Consider the following 18,566-nt stretch of genomic DNA (forward strand, 5'->3'; position numbering starts at 1 on the left):
CCTCTGCGACCCACACCTTACAGGCGCGGTTGACATCTGCCTAGCATGGCCCTTGGTTAAGTCAAAACATCGACTGAACATCAAGAGATCACGCAGGCGCACGCCGCAAAAGGGCCGACATGGGAACCAAACTGCTTTTATGTGACTGCTTGGGCAGTCAATCCGTAGACGCCGCTGCCATCGGAGGCGCGACGTCGCTTGATCCGTCAAAGGTTTACACAAACCTCTGCGGCACACAGGCCGAGGCGTCCGCCAAGGCTCTGTCCGAAGGGGATGTGATTGTCGCCTGCGCCCAGGAACGTGCGTTTTTCGAAATGCTGGCCGAAGAGCTCGGCGCGGACACACCGAGATGTGTCGATATCCGCGACCGCGCCGGGTGGAGCGACGATGGCCCATCCGCAGGTCCGAAACAGGCCGCCCTTGCGGCCGAAGCGTTCTTGAAGCTGCCGGTTCCCAAGGTTGTCGATGTCATCAGCGAAGGCACCTGCCTGATCGTTGGGAGGGGCGAGGTGGTGTTCGCTGCGGCGGCGCAACTGTGCGACACGCTTGCGGTGACGGTGCTGCAAACCGATGTGGCGGATGTGCCGGTGGATCGCCGCTTTGACGTGGTGCGCGGCGAGGTGTGGAACCTCACCGGCGCGCTGGGTGGGTTCCGCGTCAGGATCAACCGCTTTTCGGACCTGCTTGCCGGTGGGCGTGGCGCGTTTTCGTTCAGCGCGCCGAAGGATGGCGCGGTGTCGGAATGTGATGTGGTGATCGACCTGACCGGAGACCCCGCCCTGGTGCCGGCCCCGCACAAACGCGAAGGCTACCTGCGCGCCGATCCACGCCAGCCTGCGGCGGTGGCCACAATGCTGTCAGAGGCGGTGCAACTGGTCGGCACGTTCGAAAAACCGCTCTATATCGCGCTGGAACCCGCGCTTTGCGCCCACAGCCGCGCCGAACAGGCGGGGTGTTCGAAATGTCTGAACATCTGTCCGACAGGGGCCATCACGTCGGACGGCGATCACGTTGCCATTGATCCAATGATCTGTGCCGGGTGTGGCGCCTGTGCGGCGCTCTGTCCGTCCGGGGCGATTGCCTATGATGCGCCACCCGTTGCGGCGGTGTTCCGGCGGCTGGAAACCCTGTCGTCAACCTATCGCAAAGCCGGGGGCAAGGCGCCCAGGCTGCTGGTGCATGACGCCGATCACGGGTCCGAGATGATCAGCCTTGCCGCCCGTTTTGGTCGCGGGTTGCCCGCTGATGTGATCCCGTTCGAAATGGACAGTCTTGCCGCCTTTGGCCATGCCGAGATGATGGCCGCCCTCAGCAGCGGGTTTGCGTCGGTCGATGTCCTGCTTGCCCCGCGCACCGAACGCGACACGCCGGAGCATGAGGCGGCGCTGGCCAACGCGCTTTGCGGGGACGCGCGGGTGCAGGTGCTGGACATTGCCGATCCCGATGCGCTTGGCGATCATCTGTTTGGTGCAACCGTGGCGACGCCCGTGACAACACCCAGCCTGCCCATCGGCACCCGCCGACAGGTGACGCGGGTGTCGGCCAAGGCGGTGAGCCCGGAGGCCGAGATTCTGCCGCTTCCCGAACATGCGCCGTATGGGGCGATCCTGGTCGACACCGATGCCTGCACCTTGTGCCTCAGCTGTGTGTCGCTTTGCCCGTCCGGGGCGCTTGGCGACAACCCGGACCTGCCGCAGCTTCTGTTCCAGGAAGATGCCTGCCTGCAATGCGGTCTCTGCGCCACCATCTGCCCGGAAACGGCCATCACGCTTGAGCCGCGCATGAACCTGACCGAGACCGCACTCAGCCAGGTGGTGCTGAACGAGGAAGAGCCGTTCGCCTGTGTCGAATGTGGCGCGCTGTTCGGGGTCAAATCGACCATCGAGAAGATCACCGAAAAGCTGGCCGGGAAACATGCGATGTTTGCCACTAGTGACGCGGCCCGGATGATCCAGATGTGCGACAATTGCCGCATTCAGGCGCAGTACCATTCCAAGGACAATCCGTTCGCCCTGGGTGAGCCGCGCATTCCGCGCACGACGGATGACTACCTCAAGCAGACGCCTTATTCCAAACGGCGCGATCACTGAGGACAGCGCGGAAAGCCGTTTCGAACCGGCTTTCCGCTCAGACCTCGACGTCCATCCAGATCGGCAAATGATCGGACGCGCGGCGGGCCTCACCGTGTTCGAACACGCCAGCCCCCGTCATGGTCAACCCCCGCCCAACGGCAAACCGATCCAGCGGAGCAACCGGGCGGGACGCATGAAAGCTGCGTCCGGGCGTGATTACGTCGAACGCGTGTTCCAGAATGTCGAACCCGATACGCGGCGACCATTCGTTGAAATCCCCCGCAATCACGGCACGCGGGGATCGCTGGGACAGTTCTTCAAGCAGATGCGCCAGTTGCAATTGCCTGCAGCCCCGACGCAGCCCCAGATGTGTGCCAACCAGCGTCATCGTCCCCGTTGGTCCCTCAAGATCGGCCAGGACCGCGCCGCGCGGTTCGATCCCCGGCAGGCTGAGCCGTTCCGTGGCACCGACCCGCCAGCCATCACGCACCAGAAGCGCGTTGCCGTGCCAGCCCGAACTTGGACCGTTGGTCACGCTCAGAACCCGCAGCCCGGTCTGATCGAAAAGCGCGTCCTCCGGCAGAACGGCCGGCCGCACCCCCAGCCGTTTGTCGGCCTCCTGCAATGCCACCACATCCGCGTCCAGATCTGCCAGCACCCGGATGATCCGCATCGGGTCACGCCGCCAGTCCAGCCCCACGGCCTTGCGGATGTTGTAGCTCGCGATCCGCATCAGAGCACCGGCGCAAACAGCCGGGCCGCCCGCGCCAGCATACCGGTCACGATGGGACGGTCTGCCAAATCAAGATCGACGCGTGTGGCATTGCTGAAATCGGTCTCAAGCATGTCCTTGACCGCCGACGCCGCACGCGTGCCTGCCATCACAACCGTAATTTCAAAGTTCAACAGACCCGATCGGATATCGAGGTTGATCGATCCGACCGAGGCCAGATCATCATCCACCAGCGCCACCTTTTGATGAATGAAGGCCGGATCATACATCCAGACCTCCCCCCCGACAGAGCGCAGATCGTCGAAATAGGCCATTGCGGCGAAATAGGTGATGTAGTGATCCGCCCGCCCCGGAACGAGGAGTCTGACTTCCACCCCGCGCAGCGCGGCAAAGCGCAGAGCCGTCAAGACATCCCGGTCCGGCACAAAATACGGGGTCGAAATCCACAACCGTTTCTGGGCCGCATGTGCCAGTGCAATGAAGTAGAGATTGCCTGCCGCGATCTCTTCGGCGGGCGACGGCGCAAGCGCAACCGCCTTCAGATCACCCGCGGGGGATGGCACGCTGGACGCGATATGGCTCAGGTCTTCGCCATCGGCCCAAAGCCAGTCGGATGAGAAATGCAGCGCCAGTTGCGACACCACCGGACCGCGAAAGGCGGCAAAGGTGTCCCGCCATGGCCCTATCGAGGGATCACGACCGAGATAGGTCTTCGACACGTTCAGCCCGCCGGTAAACGCAATCTCGTTGTCGACCACGACCAGTTTGCGGTGATTGCGATAGTTGAACTGGAACGGCCCAAGCAGACGTTTTGGGCCTCTAGGCCGCGCAAGCCGCACGCCCGCGTCGGTCAGTGAGCGGGCAAAGGGGCGGGGCAGCCCGAAGAACGGCAATTCGTCGTGCAACAGCCAGACCGAAACGCCTGCCTGTGCCCGTTCGACCAGCGCATCCCGCAAGGCGCGGCCGATGTCATCGTCCTTGATGGTATAGAACTGCACAAACAAGGTCGTTCTTGCCCCCCGGATCGCGTCAAGAAGCGCGTCATAGGTGGCCTTGCCGTCAATCAGCAGAAACATGTCATTGCCATCGGTCACGGGGAGCCGTGCAATCCTGGCGAAAGGCGTCAGGCGCGAGGGATCTTCGGCGACCTGTTCGTCCGAGGCCATTTCGAACAGGTCCTTGTCCGACTTGTGACGTTCCCGTTCGAACTGTTTGTAGTTGGCGTGCCCAAAAACCAGATACATCAGAGATCCGACAAGCGGCAACAGCAGGATCAGCAGGATCCACGCGGTTGCGCCCTGCGGCGTGCGCGAGGTCAGCAAGGCGCGATACGACGCCACCAGGGCCATCAGTCCCAGAACGACGGCGATTGCCGCGTTCGAGACTGTCAGAAACTCAGTCATGGCAGACACTTTTCCCTCCTGTCTGCATGTCGGAATGGCTTGCCGCTGGCGTCAACTCGAATATCCTTCTAAAGTCCTGTGGACTGCATTCTTGCCGTGATACATGTCGTAAACCAACCTGGTCAAAAATGGCCCAACAAGATAGCTGATCGCAAGGTCAAGCCTGACAAACATGCATAACGGGAGGACGCACTGACATGCGTGAGATTCGCAAAATTCTTTTCGGTTGCCTCATGGCCGCTTTGGCCTTTCTGTTTCTCGCAACATGGCTGACCCCGGGACCGGCCAACGCGCAAGAAGGGGCAAGCGTTGCCGAAGAATCGGAAACGCCGGCGGAAATCGACCGCACGGCCACCGGCGGCGCGACGACTCTGGAAGACATCCTGCGCCGTCAGCAAGGCCTGCCGGTGGACAACACCTATCGCTCTGACAACATCGGCGACCCGGCTGCGGCTGCGGGCTTGACGGATCAATTGGGCACACTTGGTGGCGCCTCGGACCCGGACTTGTGGCGCGGAATGCGGTTCAACGAGGCCGATATAACGACACAGTCGCGCGGACCGGCTGCCGGTGTTCTGATTCAGGACCGGGGCATGTGGTGGCTGCAATTCCGCCAAGGCCCGCTGCTGACCTATGGTGGTTATCTGCTGCTTGGCACTCTGGCTGCTCTGGCGCTGTTCTTCCTGATCCGTGGCCGCGTCCGCATCGATGGCGAAAAAACCGGCCAGCGGATCGAACGATTCAAGAATTTCGAACGCTTCGGCCATTGGCTTTTGGCAGGGTCGTTCATCCTGTTGGGGATCACCGGGCTGGTGTCGCTGATGGGGCGAAAGTTCCTGATCCCGGCCTTCGGGCATGAAAGCTATGCGTGGCTCGCGACGGTGTCAAAATGGATCCACAACAACGTGTCCTGGGCGTTCATGCTGGCGCTGGTCATGATCTTCGTGATGTGGGTGATCCACAACCTGCCCGACCGGACCGACTTGAAGTGGCTCGCCAAGGGCGGCGGATTGTTCGGCGGCGGGCATCCCCCTGCCAAAAAGTTCAACGCCGGTCAAAAGCTGATCTTCTGGTCGGTGATCGTTCTGGGCGCGTCGATCTCGGTCTCTGGTCTGTCGCTGCTGTTCCCGTTCGAATTGCCAATGTTTGCTAAGACCTTTGTCATTCTCAACAGCACCGGTCTGCCGGACATGCTGGGCTTCGGGGTCTTGCCGGAAACCATGACCCCGCACGAAGAGATGCAGTATGCGCAGCTGTGGCACGCCATGGTCAGCTTTGTGCTGATGGCGATTATCCTGGCGCATATCTATATCGGTTCGGTCGGTATGGAGGGCGCGTACGACGCGATGGGATCCGGCATGGTCGAAGAGCAATGGGCCAAGGAACACCACAGTCTGTGGGTCGAAGAGGTCAAGGCGCGGGACGGCAAGGCGCCAAGTGGCGCCACCCCTGCCGAGTAACATGCGCAGGGCTTTGGCCACATCTGCGGTTCTGCTTTGGGCAACCACCGGGGCCGCGGACGAGTTCTTCACGCTTCAGGGGCACGGCGGCCCGATCATGGGAATCGCCGTGTCGGACTCTGACCAGATCGCCACTGTCAGTTTCGACAACGCGGTTGGGCTCTGGTCGGGGACCGATCCGCTTTGGTTCGACGGGCACGAAGCGGCGGTCAATGCCGTCGTGTTTGCGACCGACGGCACGATCTATTCCGCAGGTGATGATTACGCAGTCCGCGCCTGGTCGCCTGACGGGGCCGAGAAAGCGGTCTGGACCGGGCACAAGGGCAAGGTTGTCTCGCTTGCGGTGTCGCCGGATGGCGCTGTGCTTGCGTCAGCCAGTTGGGACGGCAGCATCGGTCTTTGGCCTGTGGACGGGTCTGATCCCCGGTTTCTGACAGGGCACAATGGGCCCGTGAACGACGTGGCTTTCACGCAGGATGGCAGCGGGCTTTATTCCGCGTCCTCCGATGGCAGCATCCGGCTTTGGGATGTCGCCAGCGCGAGCGAAATGCTGCGGGTGACGGAACACGGGTTCGGTGTGAACGAATTGGAATTGAACGAAGAGTCAGGCTGGATCGCCTATGGCGCGGTCGATGGCGGCACGCGGGTGCTGGACCTTGCCACCGGCGACACGCTGGCCGATCTGACGCTGGAACGGCGTCCAATCCTGGCGATGGCGACAAGCCACGATGGCAGCAGGCTCGCCGTTGGGGATGGCGAAGGGTACATCATGGTGGTCGATACATCCGATTGGCAGATTGACCGCGATTTCCGCGCCACTCAACGCGGGCCGGTCTGGGCGCTGGCGTTTTCGCAGGACGGCAGCAACATTCACGCAGGTGGGCTGGACCCGCGCATGTATTCCTGGCCGATTGCCGCCATGGGCGACGCCGACCCGATGGCCACCGGTTCGCCCAGCTTTCTGGCAGATGCCGACACGATGCCCAATGGCGAACGCCAGTTCATGCGCAAATGTTCGATCTGTCACACATTGACACCGGGAAGCGCGCGGCGTGCCGGGCCAAGCCTTTATGATCTGTTCGGCCGCAAGGCGGGAACGGTCGAGGATTACACCTATTCAGACGCCTTGGACGGATCAGTCCTTGTTTGGGACGAAGACACGATTGATGCTCTTTTCGATATCGGACCAGAGCATTACATTCCCGGAACCAAGATGCCGATGCAGCGGATCACGGGCGCGCAGGACCGCGCCGATCTCGTGACCTATCTGCGTCGGGAAACCGCGCCAAAGGAGAGTTCGCAGTGAAAGCCATGTTAGTTGGATTTGTCGCCATCGCCGTGATCGCCGTTGGCGCGGACTACACCCTCGACCAGATGGGGTGGAGCGCCGCTGAACAGGGCGTCTCCTCCTCATCTGTACGATTGGGCGACTGAACCGTCAGGTTCCGACCTGAAGCACCGATGTCTTCTGCCGCAAAAGCGCAATCACACTCAGCGCAGTGATCTTGCCTGTCGCCGGGTTTTCCTCGGTCGGGCGGTTCTGGATCGTCATGGTGAAATCCGAACTGTCCGACACGACGCGGACGGTGTGCTGGTTCTTTTCCAATGCGGGATCGGCCCAGACTTCCATGCGGGTCTTGTCTGTGCCGTAACCTGCAAGGCTGACCGCGACAGCGACGTTCACGTTTGCAGGGAACACCTTGGCCACGTCTGTCACCGCGCCGCCCAAGACCAGTTTCGCTTCGCTCAGATTGCTGAGGTCGATGTTGTTGTCGACCACATAAGGCGCTTTTGCCAAACCCGCGACCGGCTTGCGGGTCTCGATCACGACGGAGTGCAGAGTGCCGACAGCAGCGCCCTTGATTGCATCCAGGCCGAGGATTGCACCTGACGGGACGATGATTTTCGCCCCGGTCTTTTCCGCCAGATCGAACAACGCCTGTTGCCCCATAAGCTGGCTGGCGGACAGAACGACAAGTTCCTTGCCCGCGCGCACCACAGGTTCCGCAAGATCCATGAAAAGCTGGGGTGGGAGCGTTTCGATCACCACGTCGCAATGGTTCGCGATGTCGCTTAGCGGGTAGTTCGGCACCGACGTTGACAGCGTTGCATTGGCCTCGGCGGCACGGTCATCGTTGCGCGCGCTGATGCCCGCGAGTTCACAGCCGGGAATGCCGCCCCTGTCCAGTTCCTGTGCGACGTGCAGTCCAATTGCGCCCAAGCCTGCAATTCCGATCTTCATGCCCGATACCTTTCAACCATGTCCACAATTCTGTGTGCTGCTGCCACCGATGCGGCGTGATCCTGCGAAAAGTTCAACCGCACGCTGTTTGCGGTATGCGGCGCAAACTCTGATCCCGGCGTGACCGTGACCCCGGCTTGCAGACGCAAGAGGCGTGCGAAAACTTCGGGGGAGACAACCAGTTGCGGCAGTTCCGGGAACAGGTAGCTTCCGGCCTGCGGACACGCGGTTGGAAATCCTGCGGCGCGGAAGACGCTGAGCAGATCGTCGCGGATCGCTTCGTGCTGGGCGATGCGGTTCGCCATCCAGCCGTCGGGTTCGTGAAACCACGTCTTGAGCGCGGCTTGCGAATAGCCCGCCGCGCGCAGGGACACGATGGCTTGCAGTTTTTCCATCCGGTCGATCAACGGGGCAGAACCGAACGCGACGCCCAACCGGAAGCCACTGAGCGATTCCGTCTTGGACGGGCCCATGATGGTGATCAGGTTCTTGGGGCGCTTTTCACAGGCGCGCATGTGGGTATAGGTTTCACCGCTATAGAGCAGTCGCGAATAAAGCTGATCGACAATCACGGTCACATCGTACTTCGCGGCAAGCCGCGCGATTTCGGTAATCGACGCATCTTGCGTCACGACGCCGGTCGGATTGTTCGGGGTCGAGAACACCAGCACTTCGGCACCTGCCTCGAACGCCGCTTTCAGTTGCCCGAGGTCGGGGCCGCGCTGAGCGGCGTCTTCGTGGTAATGCAACGCAACGGGCAAAATATCCCCGCCGAAAAACGCGACCAGCTTGCGGTTGGCGAAATAGTCCGGCTCGAGGATGGCCACCTTGGTGCCGCGATCCACCGTTGCACCAAGTGCGAGGAACAGCGCGCCTTGGGTGCCCGGTGTGATGATCAGCTCGTCCACCGGATCAACCGGGGCGCCGGTAAAGGCGGCAAGGCTGGCCGCGACATCGTCCCGGATGGCAGCAGCGCCACGGTATTCGGTATAGGCCTGCGCCCCACCCTCCTCAAAGCCGTCTTCCCACGCAGCGCGGGCGCCGGGTGTGGGTTCAAAGGCATCGACATCGCCATGCGAGAAATCCACCGGCACGCCGGGGATCATCTCTCCGCGCATGACCGATTTCAGATCATCGGCGTTCTGCCGCACTTCCTGCCCCGGAGCGTTATCCGCGCCAAGCCGTGCAAATTTCGCATCCAGACTGCTCATTTCCCTCTCCGCTTTGGTTCGGTTCTATCTAACCCGGCTTTCCGGTCTGCGCCAGTTCCACAGCGCGATCGGGCGTCTTGCGTCGATGTTAGCGCTGACGTATTGCTCCGCCATGTTTCTGGGTATCGACATAGGCACATCGGCGGTCAAAGTGATCTGCACCGATGGCACACACATCAGCGCATCGGCCACCGCCGATCTGACGCTGCAATCCCCACATTCCGGCTGGTCCGAACAGAGCCCTGCTGCGTGGTGGGACGCAACCTGCACTGCGTTGGCCGAGATTGGCAAGACCATGCCCCTGTCGCAGGTGACTGCGATTGGTCTGTCAGGCCAGATGCACGGCGCGGTTCTGCTGGATGCGGGATTGAATGTGCTGCGCCCTGCGATCCTGTGGAATGACAGCCGTTCGACGCAGGACTGTACCCGGTTGCAAGAGGTGTTGCCCGAAATCGGCACCATCGCGGGTGTCCTGCCCCTGCCCGGCTTTACTGCTCCGAAGCTGATGTGGGTCGCACGGGAAGAACCCGGTATTCATGCGCGGATCGCACATGTTCTGCTGCCCAAGGATTATATCGGACTGCGCCTGCACGGTGAACTTGCCATGGACCGCTCTGACGCGGCTGGCACGCTTTGGCTGGATCAGGCTGCCCGCGCGTGGAGTGGCAGGGTTGCAGAAGCTTCGGCTACCGCACTGGACTGGTTGCCGCGACTTGCCGACGGACATGAGGTTGTCGGGCAGGTGACGGATGACGCCGCATCAAGGACCGGTTTGCCCGCGGGCATTCCCATTGTTGCAGGTGGCGGCGACGCCGCGACCGGGGCTGTTTCCCTTGGGGCGACCGAGGCAAACAGGGGCTTTATCTCGCTTGGGACATCGGGGCAGTTGTTTGTCGCGGGGGATGCGTATCATCCCAACCCTGCAAGGTTTGTGCATGCCTTTGCGCATACGGTACCGAACCGCTGGTATCAGATGGCGGCGATGCTGAACGGTGCGCGGCCCATCGCATGGCTGGCGGGTCAGCTTGGCATCAGTGCCGGGGACGTGGTGGTCTTGGCCGAAAGCGCGGACCCGACGCGCGTGCCGATCTTCCTGCCCTACCTGACCGGAGAACGCAGCCCGCATGGCGACCCGCATATCCGCGCGGGGTATTTCGGGCTTGAAGACAGTACCGACCGTGCCGCCCTGTGTCGCGCCGTGGTCGAGGCTGTTGCCTTTACCTTTGCCGATGCCGTGCAGAGCTTTGGCGACACGATTACAGACCTGTCCCATCTTGCCGCCCTTGGCGGGGGAAGCAGATCGCCCTTCCTGCTGCAACTGATCGCCAACGCGACAGGCACCCGGATCGGCCGGACAGCCGGTTCGGACGCGGGTCCGGCACTGGGTGCGGCGCGGCTTGCCGCCTGTGGCATGGGCGCGATGACCCTGTCGGATCTCGGTCAGCAGCCCGAGATCGCGGATTGGTTCGATCCGGTCACGACACCGGTTCTGGATGACAGGTTGCGCCGCTACCGGGCGCTGTATGGTGCGCTCAAGGATTTGCGCTAACGCTTTGGCCCGGTTCCTGGTTACCGAAGACGGCCGAATATATGTGCGGCCTTCAGCCACCCTGATCAATCTTTACCAGCAATATTGATTTTTTGCGCGCGATAAGAAAATGTAAATCAAAGCCAAGTTTTTTCTGACGCGCTCAACGGGGACCCACCATGCCACAATCCAAGATCAGGAACATGGAGGAATTCGCCGCGATCAGCGGGATTTCCCGTCCCACGGTGTCCAAGTATTTCCACGACCCAAGCAGCGTGCGCAAATCCACCCGCAGCCGCATCGAAGCCGCTTTGGAAAAGTACGATTACCGGCCCAACATCTATGCGATGAACCAGAACCGGAAGCTGACCAAGAATATCGGCATCGTGGTTCCCTATCTGGCCGACCCCTTCTTTGCCGAGATCGTCCGGGTGATCGAAGGCCGGTGTATCGAAGCAGGTTTCACCCCGTCGCTTTTCAGTTCACACGGCGATCAGGCGCATGAGAATGACATTCTCGACAGCCTTCGCTCCATGAAACCGGCGGGCGTTCTTCTGGCTCCGCTTGGGCGACAGTCCGACAAATCGGCCATCGAGACATTCTGCAAATATGTGCCAACGGTTCTGTTCGACAGCAACATCGAAGGCATGGGAGAAGCGTTTGTCGGGTCGGACAACTATAGTTTTGTCTCGCAAACCGTCGATTATCTGAGCCGCACCGGAGAAGCTCCCAGCTTTTTCGAAATGAAGACACCCGCAAACCCGAACGCCAACAAACGGCGGTTGGCGTATTTCTCGATGATGGATCGTCTTGGTCTTGAACCGCATGTGGTGCAGGTCGAAGGCACCGGCTGGCGATTCGAGGAAATCGGGCGCGAAGGGGGTCTGAAAGTGCTTGCCGACAAGTCCCTGCCCACCAATTCGTTGCTGTGCAGCAATGATCGCCTCGCCATCGTGTTTCTTGCTGAGTGTTATGAAAGCGGCATTCGGGTCGGACGGGGCGCGGATTGCCAGCTTCGTGTGGCCTCGCATGACGACCACCCGTTTTCGCGTTTCACCTGCCCATCGTTGACGACAGCAGCCCATGATTACAATGCGGTATCCGATTATGCGGTGGAAACGCTGTTCCGCCTGATCGAAAGTGGCGGGCACCTTGATCACCGCACCGAAAGCCTGTTCGAGCCCAGGTTGATCATGCGCGAGTCCGCCTGACTAAAGTTTACGCGAGTAAAATTTTTGTTGACGCGAGTAAACGATCTGTGGTGAGGTCTCGTTAGGTAATCCAAAGATCAGGGAGGATTCGGATGCACCTTCGAAACGCACTTCGTGCGGCGACAGCTTTGTCGCTGATTTCGGTCGGAGCCGCACAGGCAGAGACCATCACAATCGCTACAGTCAACAACGGCGACATGATCCGCATGCAGGGTTATACCGACGATTTCACGGCCAAGACCGGCCATGAAGTCGAGTGGGTGACCCTTGAGGAAAACGTGCTGCGCCAGCGTGTCACGACGGACATCACCACCAAGGGTGGCCAGTTCGACATCATGACAATCGGCATGTACGAAACCCCGATCTGGGGTGCAAACGGCTGGCTTGTCCCGCTTGACGATCTTTCGGAAGACTACAACGCCGACGACATCCTGCCCGCGATGGCAGGCGGACTGAGCCATGACGGCACGCTTTACGCAGCACCGTTCTATGGCGAAAGTTCGATGATCATGTACCGCACGGACCTCATGGAAGCGGCCGGCATGGAAATGCCCCAGGCTCCGACATGGGACTTCATCCGCGATGCAGCCGCTGCCATGACCGACCGCGACAACGAAATCAACGGCATCTGCCTGCGTGGCAAAGCCGGTTGGGGCGAAGGCGGCGCGTTCATCACAGCCATGTCCAACTCGTTCGGCGCACGCTGGTTCGATGAAGACTGGAATGCACAGTTCGATACCGAAGCATGGGCAAACACCGTCAACTTCTACAAGGACATGATGGACCAGTATGGCCCGCAGGGCTATGCAACCAACGGGTTCAACGAAAACCTGTCCCTGTTCCAGCAAGGCAAGTGCGGCATGTGGATCGACGCAACGGTTGCGGCATCTTTCGTGACCAATCCGAACGACTCCACTGTCGCTGACAGCGTCGGCTTTGCTCTGGCTCCCGACACCGGTCTGGGCAAACGCTCTAACTGGCTTTGGGCCTGGGCACTGGCAATTCCTGCCGGAACCCAGAAAGAAGCCGCCGCAAAAGAGTTCATCGAGTGGGCCACCTCCACGGACTACATTGATCTTGTTGCGGAAAACGAAGGTTGGGCCAACGTTCCTCCGGGTGCGCGTACATCGCTGTACGAAAATCCGAACTACCAGGAAGTGCCTTTCGCTCAGATGACACTGGACTCGATCCTGTCGGCTGATCCGAACAATCCGACCGTCGATCCTGTGCCCTATGTTGGCGTTCAGTTCGCCGCGATCCCCGAATTTGCCGGTATCGCAACCGAAGTGAGCCAGGAATTCTCGGCAGCTTACGCTGGTCAGCAGACCGTCGAAGAAGCGCTTGAGAAGGCTCAGGCGATCACAAACGAAGCAATGGAAGCCGCTGGCTACCGCTAAGCTCTTGCTTTGAACACCAGAGGGCGGCGCACCGTCGCCCTCTGGTCAGCGACACAACACACCCATTACACTTGAGTGTCGGACTTGGCAGCGCTGTCTCATTCAGCGGGCTGACAACGGAGGAGATGTATCCAATGGCAACGAAGGCTTCGCGATCTGCGGCCCGACTGATGATGGCCCCGGCAGTAATCCTGCTGATGGGCTGGATGCTGGTCCCGCTGATCATGACATTGTGGTTCTCGTTCCGAACCTACCTGCCTCTGCGCGGTGGCGATCTGGGCTGGGCCGGTTTCGACAATTACGTCCGCTTCGTCAGTTCCAGCGCGTTCTGGCCTGCGGTACAGACCACGCTGGTCATCGTTCTGGGCGTTCTGGTCATCACGGTTGGGCTGGGTATTCTTCTGGCCATCCTTCTGGATCAGCCGATGTGGGGTCAGGGCGTTGTCCGTATCCTTGTCATCGCACCCTTCTTCGTCATGCCAACCGTGTCCGCGCTGGTCTGGAAGAACATGTTCATGGACCCTGTGAACGGCCTGTTCGCCCATCTGTGGCGGTTTTTCGGGGCCGATCCGGTCAGTTGGCTGTCGGATGCCGCGATGCCGTCGATCATCATGATCGTCAGTTGGCAGTGGCTGCCCTTTGCGACGCTCATTCTGTTGACCGCGATCCAGTCGCTGGACAGCGAACAGCTTGAAGCCGCCGAAATGGACGGCGCGCCGCACCTGAAACGGTTCTGGTTCATCATCCTGCCGCATCTCAGCCGCGCAATCACCATCGTGATCCTGATTCAGACGATTTTCCTTCTGGCGATCTTTGCCGAGATTTTCGTCACCACGGGCGGCGCATTCGGAACCCGCACCCTGTCCTACCTGATCTTCCAGCGTGTGCTTGAAAGTCAGAACGTCGGACTGGGCTCAGCCGGTGGCGTCTACGCCATCATCCTTGCAAACATCGTCGCGATCTTCCTGATGCGGATCGTCGGCAAGAACCTGGACAACTGATCATGGCCCGTTCTGTTTCTTCCCGCCGCAAGCTGATCAATACCGGCATCGCCTGGGCGATCGGTCTGCTGATCTTCTTCCCGATCCTCTGGACGATCCTGACCAGCTTCAAGACCGAAGCACAGGCCATCGCCAGCCCGCCGATCTTCCTTGGCTTTGACTGGACGCTTGAGAACTATGGCGTCGTGATGGAGCGGTCGAACTACGCCCGCTTCCTCTGGAACTCGATCCTGATTGCGGGTGGGTCCACCATCCTTGGCCTGATCGTCGCCGTTCCTGCCGCCTGGTCGATGGCCTTTGTACCGTCACGCCGGACCAAGGACATCCTGCTGTGGATGCTCTCGACAAAGATGCTGCCTGCGGTTGGTGTGCTTTATCCGATCTACCTGCTGTTCATTCAGTTGGGTCTGCTCGACAGCCGTGCCGGTCTGATCGTTGTGATGATGCTCATCAACCTGCCGATCATCGTCTGGATGCTCTATACCTATTTCCGCGAAATCCCGGTCGAGATCCTCGAGGCGGCGCGGATGGACGGGGCGACGTTGCGCGAAGAGGTGCTTTATATCCTCACGCCGATGGCCATTCCCGGCATCGCGTCCACCATGCTGTTGAACTTCATCCTTGCCTGGAACGAAGCGTTCTGGACGCTGAACCTGACGGCCGTCAACGCGGCGCCTCTGACAGCGTTCATCGCAAGCTATTCCAGCCCCGAGGGTCTGTTCTTTGCGAAACTCAGCGCGGCCTCAACCATGGCCATTGCACCAATCCTCATCCTTGGCTGGTTCAGCCAGAAACAACTTGTCCGCGGCCTGACGTTTGGCGCAGTGAAATAAGGAACCTGACCCATGGGACAAATTCAACTCAAACAGGTCACCAAAAGCTTTGGCGACGTACAGGTTATCCCGCCTTTGGACCTGACCATCGAAGACGGAGAATTCACCGTCTTCGTCGGCCCCTCGGGCTGCGGGAAATCCACTCTTCTGCGCCTGATCGCGGGGCTTGAGGACATCACCACCGGCCATATCGAGATCGACGGCAAAGACGCCACCGACCTCGTGCCCGCCAAGCGCGGTCTGGCGATGGTGTTCCAGTCCTACGCGCTTTATCCGCATATGTCGGTGCGCAAGAACATCGCGTTTCCGCTGAAGATGGCGGGCATGGACCAGGCCGAGATCAAAAAGCGCATCGAAGGGGCGGCATCTGTCCTGAACCTCACAGACTACCTGGACCGTCGTCCGGGTCAGTTGTCGGGGGGTCAGCGCCAGCGTGTTGCCATTGGTCGGGCGATTGTCCGTGAACCGGCTGCGTTCCTGTTCGACGAACCGTTGTCGAACCTTGACGCGGCCCTGCGTGTCGGCATGCGGCTGGAAATCAGCGAACTGCACGAACGCCTCAAGACAACCATGATCTATGTGACTCACGATCAGGTCGAAGCAATGACCATGGCCGACAAGATCGTCGTGCTGCGCGCAGGCCATATCGAGCAGGTCGGATCGCCGCTGGAGCTTTATCACAAGCCACGCAACGAATTTGTGGCGGGCTTCATCGGCTCTCCGAAAATGAACATCTTCGGCGGTGCCGACGCGCAGAAATACGGTGGCACCAAGGCCGGGATCCGTCCCGAACATATCGACGTGTCGATGACCGAAGGCACATGGAAAGGCAAGGTCGGCGTGGCCGAACATCTTGGCTCTGATACGTTTATCCATGTCCATGACACGGGTCTTGCCGACATGGTCACGGTGCGGATCACCGGCGACATCTCGGTCCGGCATGGCGACACGATCTATCTGACTCCGCAACTTGACCAGATGCACAAGTTCGACGCGCAAGGTTTGCGGATCGAATGATGCGGCTCGACGGAAAAACGGCCCTGATCACCGGGGCTGCGCGCGGGATCGGGCGGGCCTTTGCCGAACGCTATGTCGCCGAAGGCGCCCGTGTCGCGATCGCGGATATCGACATGGCCCGGGCGCGGGACACCGCGTCCGAGATCGGAAATAGCGCGATTGCGGTGCATATGGATGTCACCGATCAGGCCAGCATCGACGCGGCGGTGGCGACCACTGTGGAGCAGCTTGGGCATATCGACATCCTGATCAACAACGCCGCGATCTTTACCGCCGCCCCGATCACCGAGATCACCCGTACCGACTATGCCCGCACCTTTGACATCAATGTCGCGGGGACGCTGTTCACGCTTCAGGCAGTGGCGCGTCACATGATCGACCAGGGCATCAAGGGCCGGATCATCAACATGGCGTCCCAGGCCGGGCGCCGGGGTGAGCCACTTGTTGCGGTCTATTGCGCGACCAAGGCCGCGATCATCAGCCTGACGCAGTCGGCGGGTCTGAACCTGGTCGAGCACGGCATCAACGTGAACGCAATCGCGCCCGGCGTTGTCGATGGCGAACATTGGGACGGCGTGGATGCGTTCTTCGCCAAGTACGAAAACAAGGCACCAGGGCAGAAGAAACGCGAAGTCGGCGAAGCGGTCCCTTTTGGGCGCATGGGCACGGCAGATGATTTGACAGGCATGGCGGTGTTCCTTGCCAGCGACGACGCGGAATACATCGTCGCACAATGCTACAACGTGGATGGCGGACAATGGATGAGTTGAAACAGAACGCCCAAGACAACGCCGTTGCGCTGTCGCTGGACACTCTGGACCAGTTGCCGCCCGGTGTTGCGCGTCCGACCTATCGCCGCGCAGACCTGAGCCCCGGCATCGTGCATATCGGTCTGGGTAACTTTCATCGCGGCCATCAGGCGTGGTATCTGCACCGGCTGATGCAGCAGGGGCTTGCCCATGACTGGGCCATCATCGGCGCCGGTGTGCGCCCCGGCGATGCCGTGATGCGCGACAAGCTTCTGGCACAGGATTGCCTGACCACGCTGATCGAACTTGATCCTGCGGGTACCTCGGCCGAAATCATCGGATCCATGATCGACTTTGTTGCGGTGGAAGACGGCAACGCACCGCTGATCGCCGCGATGTCCGATCCACGTATCCGCATCGTGTCGCTGACCGTGACCGAAGGCGGGTATTACATCGACGCGCGTGGTGCGCTTGATGTGTCCCACCCCGACATTCAGCACGACATCGCCAACCCGGACGCGCCGCGCACCGCGTTCGGCGCGATGGTCGCCTCCCTGCGCAACCGCCACGCGGCAGGTCATGCGCCGTTCACCGGTCAATCCTGTGACAACCTACAGGGCAATGGCGCGATCCTGCGTCAGACGATTGTGGGCCTTGCCGGGGCCACCGATCCTGCCCTCGCGCGGTGGATCGACACGAATGCCAGCTTTCCCAATTCAATGGTCGATTGTATCGTGCCCGCGACTGGCCAGGCAGAACTCGCCCGCGCCCGCGCCTTGGGCATTGTCGACATGGTGCCCGTCACCCACGAGAATTTTCGCCAATGGGTGATCGAAGACGATTTCTGCGCAAGCCGCCCTGCATGGGAAAACGTCGGGGTGACGCTGACACCGGATGTCCACAGCTACGAAGCCATGAAAATCCGGATGCTGAACGCGGGCCATCAGCTTTTGGCCAACGCGGGCGAGATCCTGAGTGTCCCGACCATCGCCGCCTGCATGGCAGACCCAGAGATCGCTTCGTTTTTTCGAAAGACACAGATCGAGGAGATCGCCCCCCATGTCGATGCCGTTCCTGGCATCACCCCTGCGGCCTATCTCGACCTCATCGAACGACGGTTCTCGAACCCGGAAATCCACGACACCACGCGGCGCGTTGCCTTTGACGGATCGTCCCGCCACACTGGCTTTGTCCTGCCCATTCTGCGCGATGCGCTTTCCGATGGCAGCGGCATCTCCGGGCTGGCCCTGACCGAAGCCCTGTGGGCGCGCATGTGCGAGGGGACCCGCGAAGACGGCACCACGATAGAACCGAACGATCCGATCTGGTCACAGCTTGTCGCGGCGGCAAAGGCGGCCCGCGACACGCCGCGCGTCTGGCTGGAGCAAGAGCAGATCTACGGGGATCTTCAGCCCAACGCCGCCTTCGCCGACGCGTTCGATGCCTGGCTGTCGATGATCTGGAAAGACGGCACCCGCGCAGCCCTTGCGGCCTATGTGAATTGGCGATCCCTGGAGGACTCGAACCCCCAACCTGCTGATTAGAAGTCCGAAGGTAGGCAAAAACGTTCAAGTTGTCCACTGACGTCTACCGCTGTCCAGTAGGGTTTGCATAGAGCGGATTCATCACCTTGTTTCAGCCATTTGGTAGGTCTCAAAAACCCGCCTCTAAGTCCAATGGTGTCCCTAGCCGTCCATGAAAATCCAGTG

General features: G+C 60.7%; 16 protein-coding genes. 12 read left to right on the forward strand and 4 right to left on the reverse strand.

Annotation, left to right across the window (positions count from 1 at the left end):
- The first annotated feature begins 119 nt into the window (after positions 1–119).
- A complete protein-coding gene (locus ACTIEN_RS00080; RefSeq protein ID WP_439521060.1) occupies positions 120–2,090 on the forward strand; it encodes a 4Fe-4S dicluster domain-containing protein in 1,971 nt (656 codons plus the stop codon).
- Positions 2,091–2,127: 37 nt separating this feature from the next.
- Here ACTIEN_RS00080 and ACTIEN_RS00085 read toward each other — a convergent pair whose 3' ends face one another.
- Together ACTIEN_RS00085 and cls are read right to left on the reverse strand one after the other, a co-directional pair.
- The gene (locus ACTIEN_RS00085; protein ID WP_439521061.1) at positions 2,128–2,805 is read right to left on the reverse strand and encodes an endonuclease/exonuclease/phosphatase family protein; all 678 of its coding nucleotides are present in this window, start codon (positions 2,803–2,805) and stop codon (positions 2,128–2,130) included.
- Positions 2,805–4,208, reverse strand: coding sequence for a cardiolipin synthase (gene cls / locus ACTIEN_RS00090; protein WP_439521328.1), 1,404 nt, complete (start codon positions 4,206–4,208; stop codon positions 2,805–2,807). The genes ACTIEN_RS00085 and cls overlap by 1 nt, the downstream gene beginning before the upstream one ends.
- A 233-nt stretch (positions 4,209–4,441) precedes the next feature.
- Here cls and ACTIEN_RS00095 point away from each other — a divergent pair, with 233 nt between their 5' ends.
- Genes ACTIEN_RS00095 through ACTIEN_RS00105 form a run of 3 tightly spaced genes read left to right on the forward strand, consistent with a single transcriptional unit; the run spans position 4,442 to position 7,102 of the window.
- Positions 4,442–5,668, forward strand: coding sequence for a formate dehydrogenase subunit gamma (locus ACTIEN_RS00095; protein WP_439521329.1), 1,227 nt, complete (start codon positions 4,442–4,444; stop codon positions 5,666–5,668).
- A 1-nt stretch (position 5,669) separates the two neighbouring features.
- Positions 5,670–6,974 (forward strand): c-type cytochrome, encoded by a 1,305-nt coding sequence (locus tag ACTIEN_RS00100; protein WP_439521062.1) that lies wholly within the window; start codon positions 5,670–5,672, stop codon positions 6,972–6,974.
- Positions 6,971–7,102 (forward strand): hypothetical protein, encoded by a 132-nt coding sequence (locus ACTIEN_RS00105; RefSeq protein WP_439521063.1) that lies wholly within the window; start codon positions 6,971–6,973, stop codon positions 7,100–7,102. The genes ACTIEN_RS00100 and ACTIEN_RS00105 overlap by 4 nt, the downstream gene beginning before the upstream one ends.
- 4 nt (positions 7,103–7,106) lie before the next feature.
- Here the strand turns inward: ACTIEN_RS00105 and ACTIEN_RS00110 are convergent, their stop codons facing one another.
- Together ACTIEN_RS00110 and ACTIEN_RS00115 are read right to left on the reverse strand one after the other, a co-directional pair.
- A complete protein-coding gene (locus ACTIEN_RS00110) occupies positions 7,107–7,910 on the reverse strand; it encodes an aspartate dehydrogenase (RefSeq protein ID WP_439521064.1) in 804 nt (267 codons plus the stop codon).
- A complete protein-coding gene (locus tag ACTIEN_RS00115) occupies positions 7,907–9,121 on the reverse strand; it encodes a pyridoxal phosphate-dependent aminotransferase (RefSeq protein ID WP_439521065.1) in 1,215 nt (404 codons plus the stop codon). Before ACTIEN_RS00115 ends, ACTIEN_RS00110 begins: the two co-directional genes overlap by 4 nt.
- Positions 9,122–9,206: 85 nt before the next feature.
- Between ACTIEN_RS00115 and xylB the strand changes: the two genes are divergently transcribed.
- From xylB to ACTIEN_RS00155, 8 genes are all read left to right on the forward strand, one after another.
- Positions 9,207–10,670 carry a xylulokinase gene (gene xylB, locus ACTIEN_RS00120; RefSeq protein WP_439521066.1) on the forward strand — a complete coding sequence of 488 codons (1,464 nt, stop codon included), beginning with the start codon at positions 9,207–9,209 and terminating at the stop codon, positions 10,668–10,670.
- Between the two features lie 158 nt (positions 10,671–10,828).
- Positions 10,829–11,860 carry a LacI family DNA-binding transcriptional regulator gene (locus tag ACTIEN_RS00125; protein WP_439521067.1) on the forward strand — a complete coding sequence of 344 codons (1,032 nt, stop codon included), beginning with the start codon at positions 10,829–10,831 and terminating at the stop codon, positions 11,858–11,860.
- Positions 11,861–11,952: 92 nt separating this feature from the next.
- The gene (locus tag ACTIEN_RS00130) at positions 11,953–13,257 is read left to right on the forward strand and encodes an ABC transporter substrate-binding protein (RefSeq protein ID WP_439521068.1); all 1,305 of its coding nucleotides are present in this window, start codon (positions 11,953–11,955) and stop codon (positions 13,255–13,257) included.
- 134 nt (positions 13,258–13,391) lie between these two features.
- On the forward strand, positions 13,392–14,258 hold the full coding sequence (locus tag ACTIEN_RS00135) for a carbohydrate ABC transporter permease (RefSeq protein ID WP_439521069.1): 867 nt from the start codon (positions 13,392–13,394) through the stop codon (positions 14,256–14,258).
- A gap of 2 nt (positions 14,259–14,260) precedes the next feature.
- The gene (locus tag ACTIEN_RS00140; protein WP_439521070.1) at positions 14,261–15,091 is read left to right on the forward strand and encodes a carbohydrate ABC transporter permease; all 831 of its coding nucleotides are present in this window, start codon (positions 14,261–14,263) and stop codon (positions 15,089–15,091) included.
- A 12-nt stretch (positions 15,092–15,103) separates the two neighbouring features.
- Positions 15,104–16,108, forward strand: a complete 1,005-nt coding sequence (locus ACTIEN_RS00145; protein ID WP_439521071.1) for an ABC transporter ATP-binding protein — start codon at positions 15,104–15,106, stop codon at positions 16,106–16,108.
- The gene (locus ACTIEN_RS00150) at positions 16,105–16,878 is read left to right on the forward strand and encodes an L-iditol 2-dehydrogenase (RefSeq protein ID WP_439521072.1); all 774 of its coding nucleotides are present in this window, start codon (positions 16,105–16,107) and stop codon (positions 16,876–16,878) included. The genes ACTIEN_RS00145 and ACTIEN_RS00150 overlap by 4 nt, the downstream gene beginning before the upstream one ends.
- Positions 16,866–18,401, forward strand: coding sequence for a mannitol dehydrogenase family protein (locus tag ACTIEN_RS00155; RefSeq protein ID WP_439521073.1), 1,536 nt, complete (start codon positions 16,866–16,868; stop codon positions 18,399–18,401). The genes ACTIEN_RS00150 and ACTIEN_RS00155 overlap by 13 nt, the downstream gene beginning before the upstream one ends.
- Positions 18,402–18,566 lie beyond the last annotated feature (165 nt).

The organism is Marivita sp. (assembly GCF_051859345.1).
Lineage (GTDB): Bacteria > Pseudomonadota > Alphaproteobacteria > Rhodobacterales > Rhodobacteraceae > Marivita.

Coding starts and splice junctions, on each gene's coding strand:
- ACTIEN_RS00155 (WP_439521073.1), top strand. CDS start 16,866: ATGGATGAGTTGAAACAGAACGCCCAAGACAACGCCGTTGCGCTGTCG.
- ACTIEN_RS00125 (WP_439521067.1), top strand. CDS start 10,829: ATGCCACAATCCAAGATCAGGAACATGGAGGAATTCGCCGCGATCAGC.
- ACTIEN_RS00115 (WP_439521065.1), bottom strand. CDS start 9,121: ATGAGCAGTCTGGATGCGAAATTTGCACGGCTTGGCGCGGATAACGCT.
- ACTIEN_RS00080 (WP_439521060.1), top strand. CDS start 120: ATGGGAACCAAACTGCTTTTATGTGACTGCTTGGGCAGTCAATCCGTA.
- ACTIEN_RS00150 (WP_439521072.1), top strand. CDS start 16,105: ATGATGCGGCTCGACGGAAAAACGGCCCTGATCACCGGGGCTGCGCGC.
- ACTIEN_RS00145 (WP_439521071.1), top strand. CDS start 15,104: ATGGGACAAATTCAACTCAAACAGGTCACCAAAAGCTTTGGCGACGTA.
- ACTIEN_RS00130 (WP_439521068.1), top strand. CDS start 11,953: ATGCACCTTCGAAACGCACTTCGTGCGGCGACAGCTTTGTCGCTGATT.
- ACTIEN_RS00095 (WP_439521329.1), top strand. CDS start 4,442: ATGGCCGCTTTGGCCTTTCTGTTTCTCGCAACATGGCTGACCCCGGGA.
- cls (WP_439521328.1), bottom strand. CDS start 4,208: ATGACTGAGTTTCTGACAGTCTCGAACGCGGCAATCGCCGTCGTTCTG.
- ACTIEN_RS00135 (WP_439521069.1), top strand. CDS start 13,392: ATGGCAACGAAGGCTTCGCGATCTGCGGCCCGACTGATGATGGCCCCG.
- xylB (WP_439521066.1), top strand. CDS start 9,207: ATGTTAGCGCTGACGTATTGCTCCGCCATGTTTCTGGGTATCGACATA.
- ACTIEN_RS00100 (WP_439521062.1), top strand. CDS start 5,670: ATGCGCAGGGCTTTGGCCACATCTGCGGTTCTGCTTTGGGCAACCACC.
- ACTIEN_RS00110 (WP_439521064.1), bottom strand. CDS start 7,910: ATGAAGATCGGAATTGCAGGCTTGGGCGCAATTGGACTGCACGTCGCA.
- ACTIEN_RS00085 (WP_439521061.1), bottom strand. CDS start 2,805: ATGCGGATCGCGAGCTACAACATCCGCAAGGCCGTGGGGCTGGACTGG.
- ACTIEN_RS00140 (WP_439521070.1), top strand. CDS start 14,261: ATGGCCCGTTCTGTTTCTTCCCGCCGCAAGCTGATCAATACCGGCATC.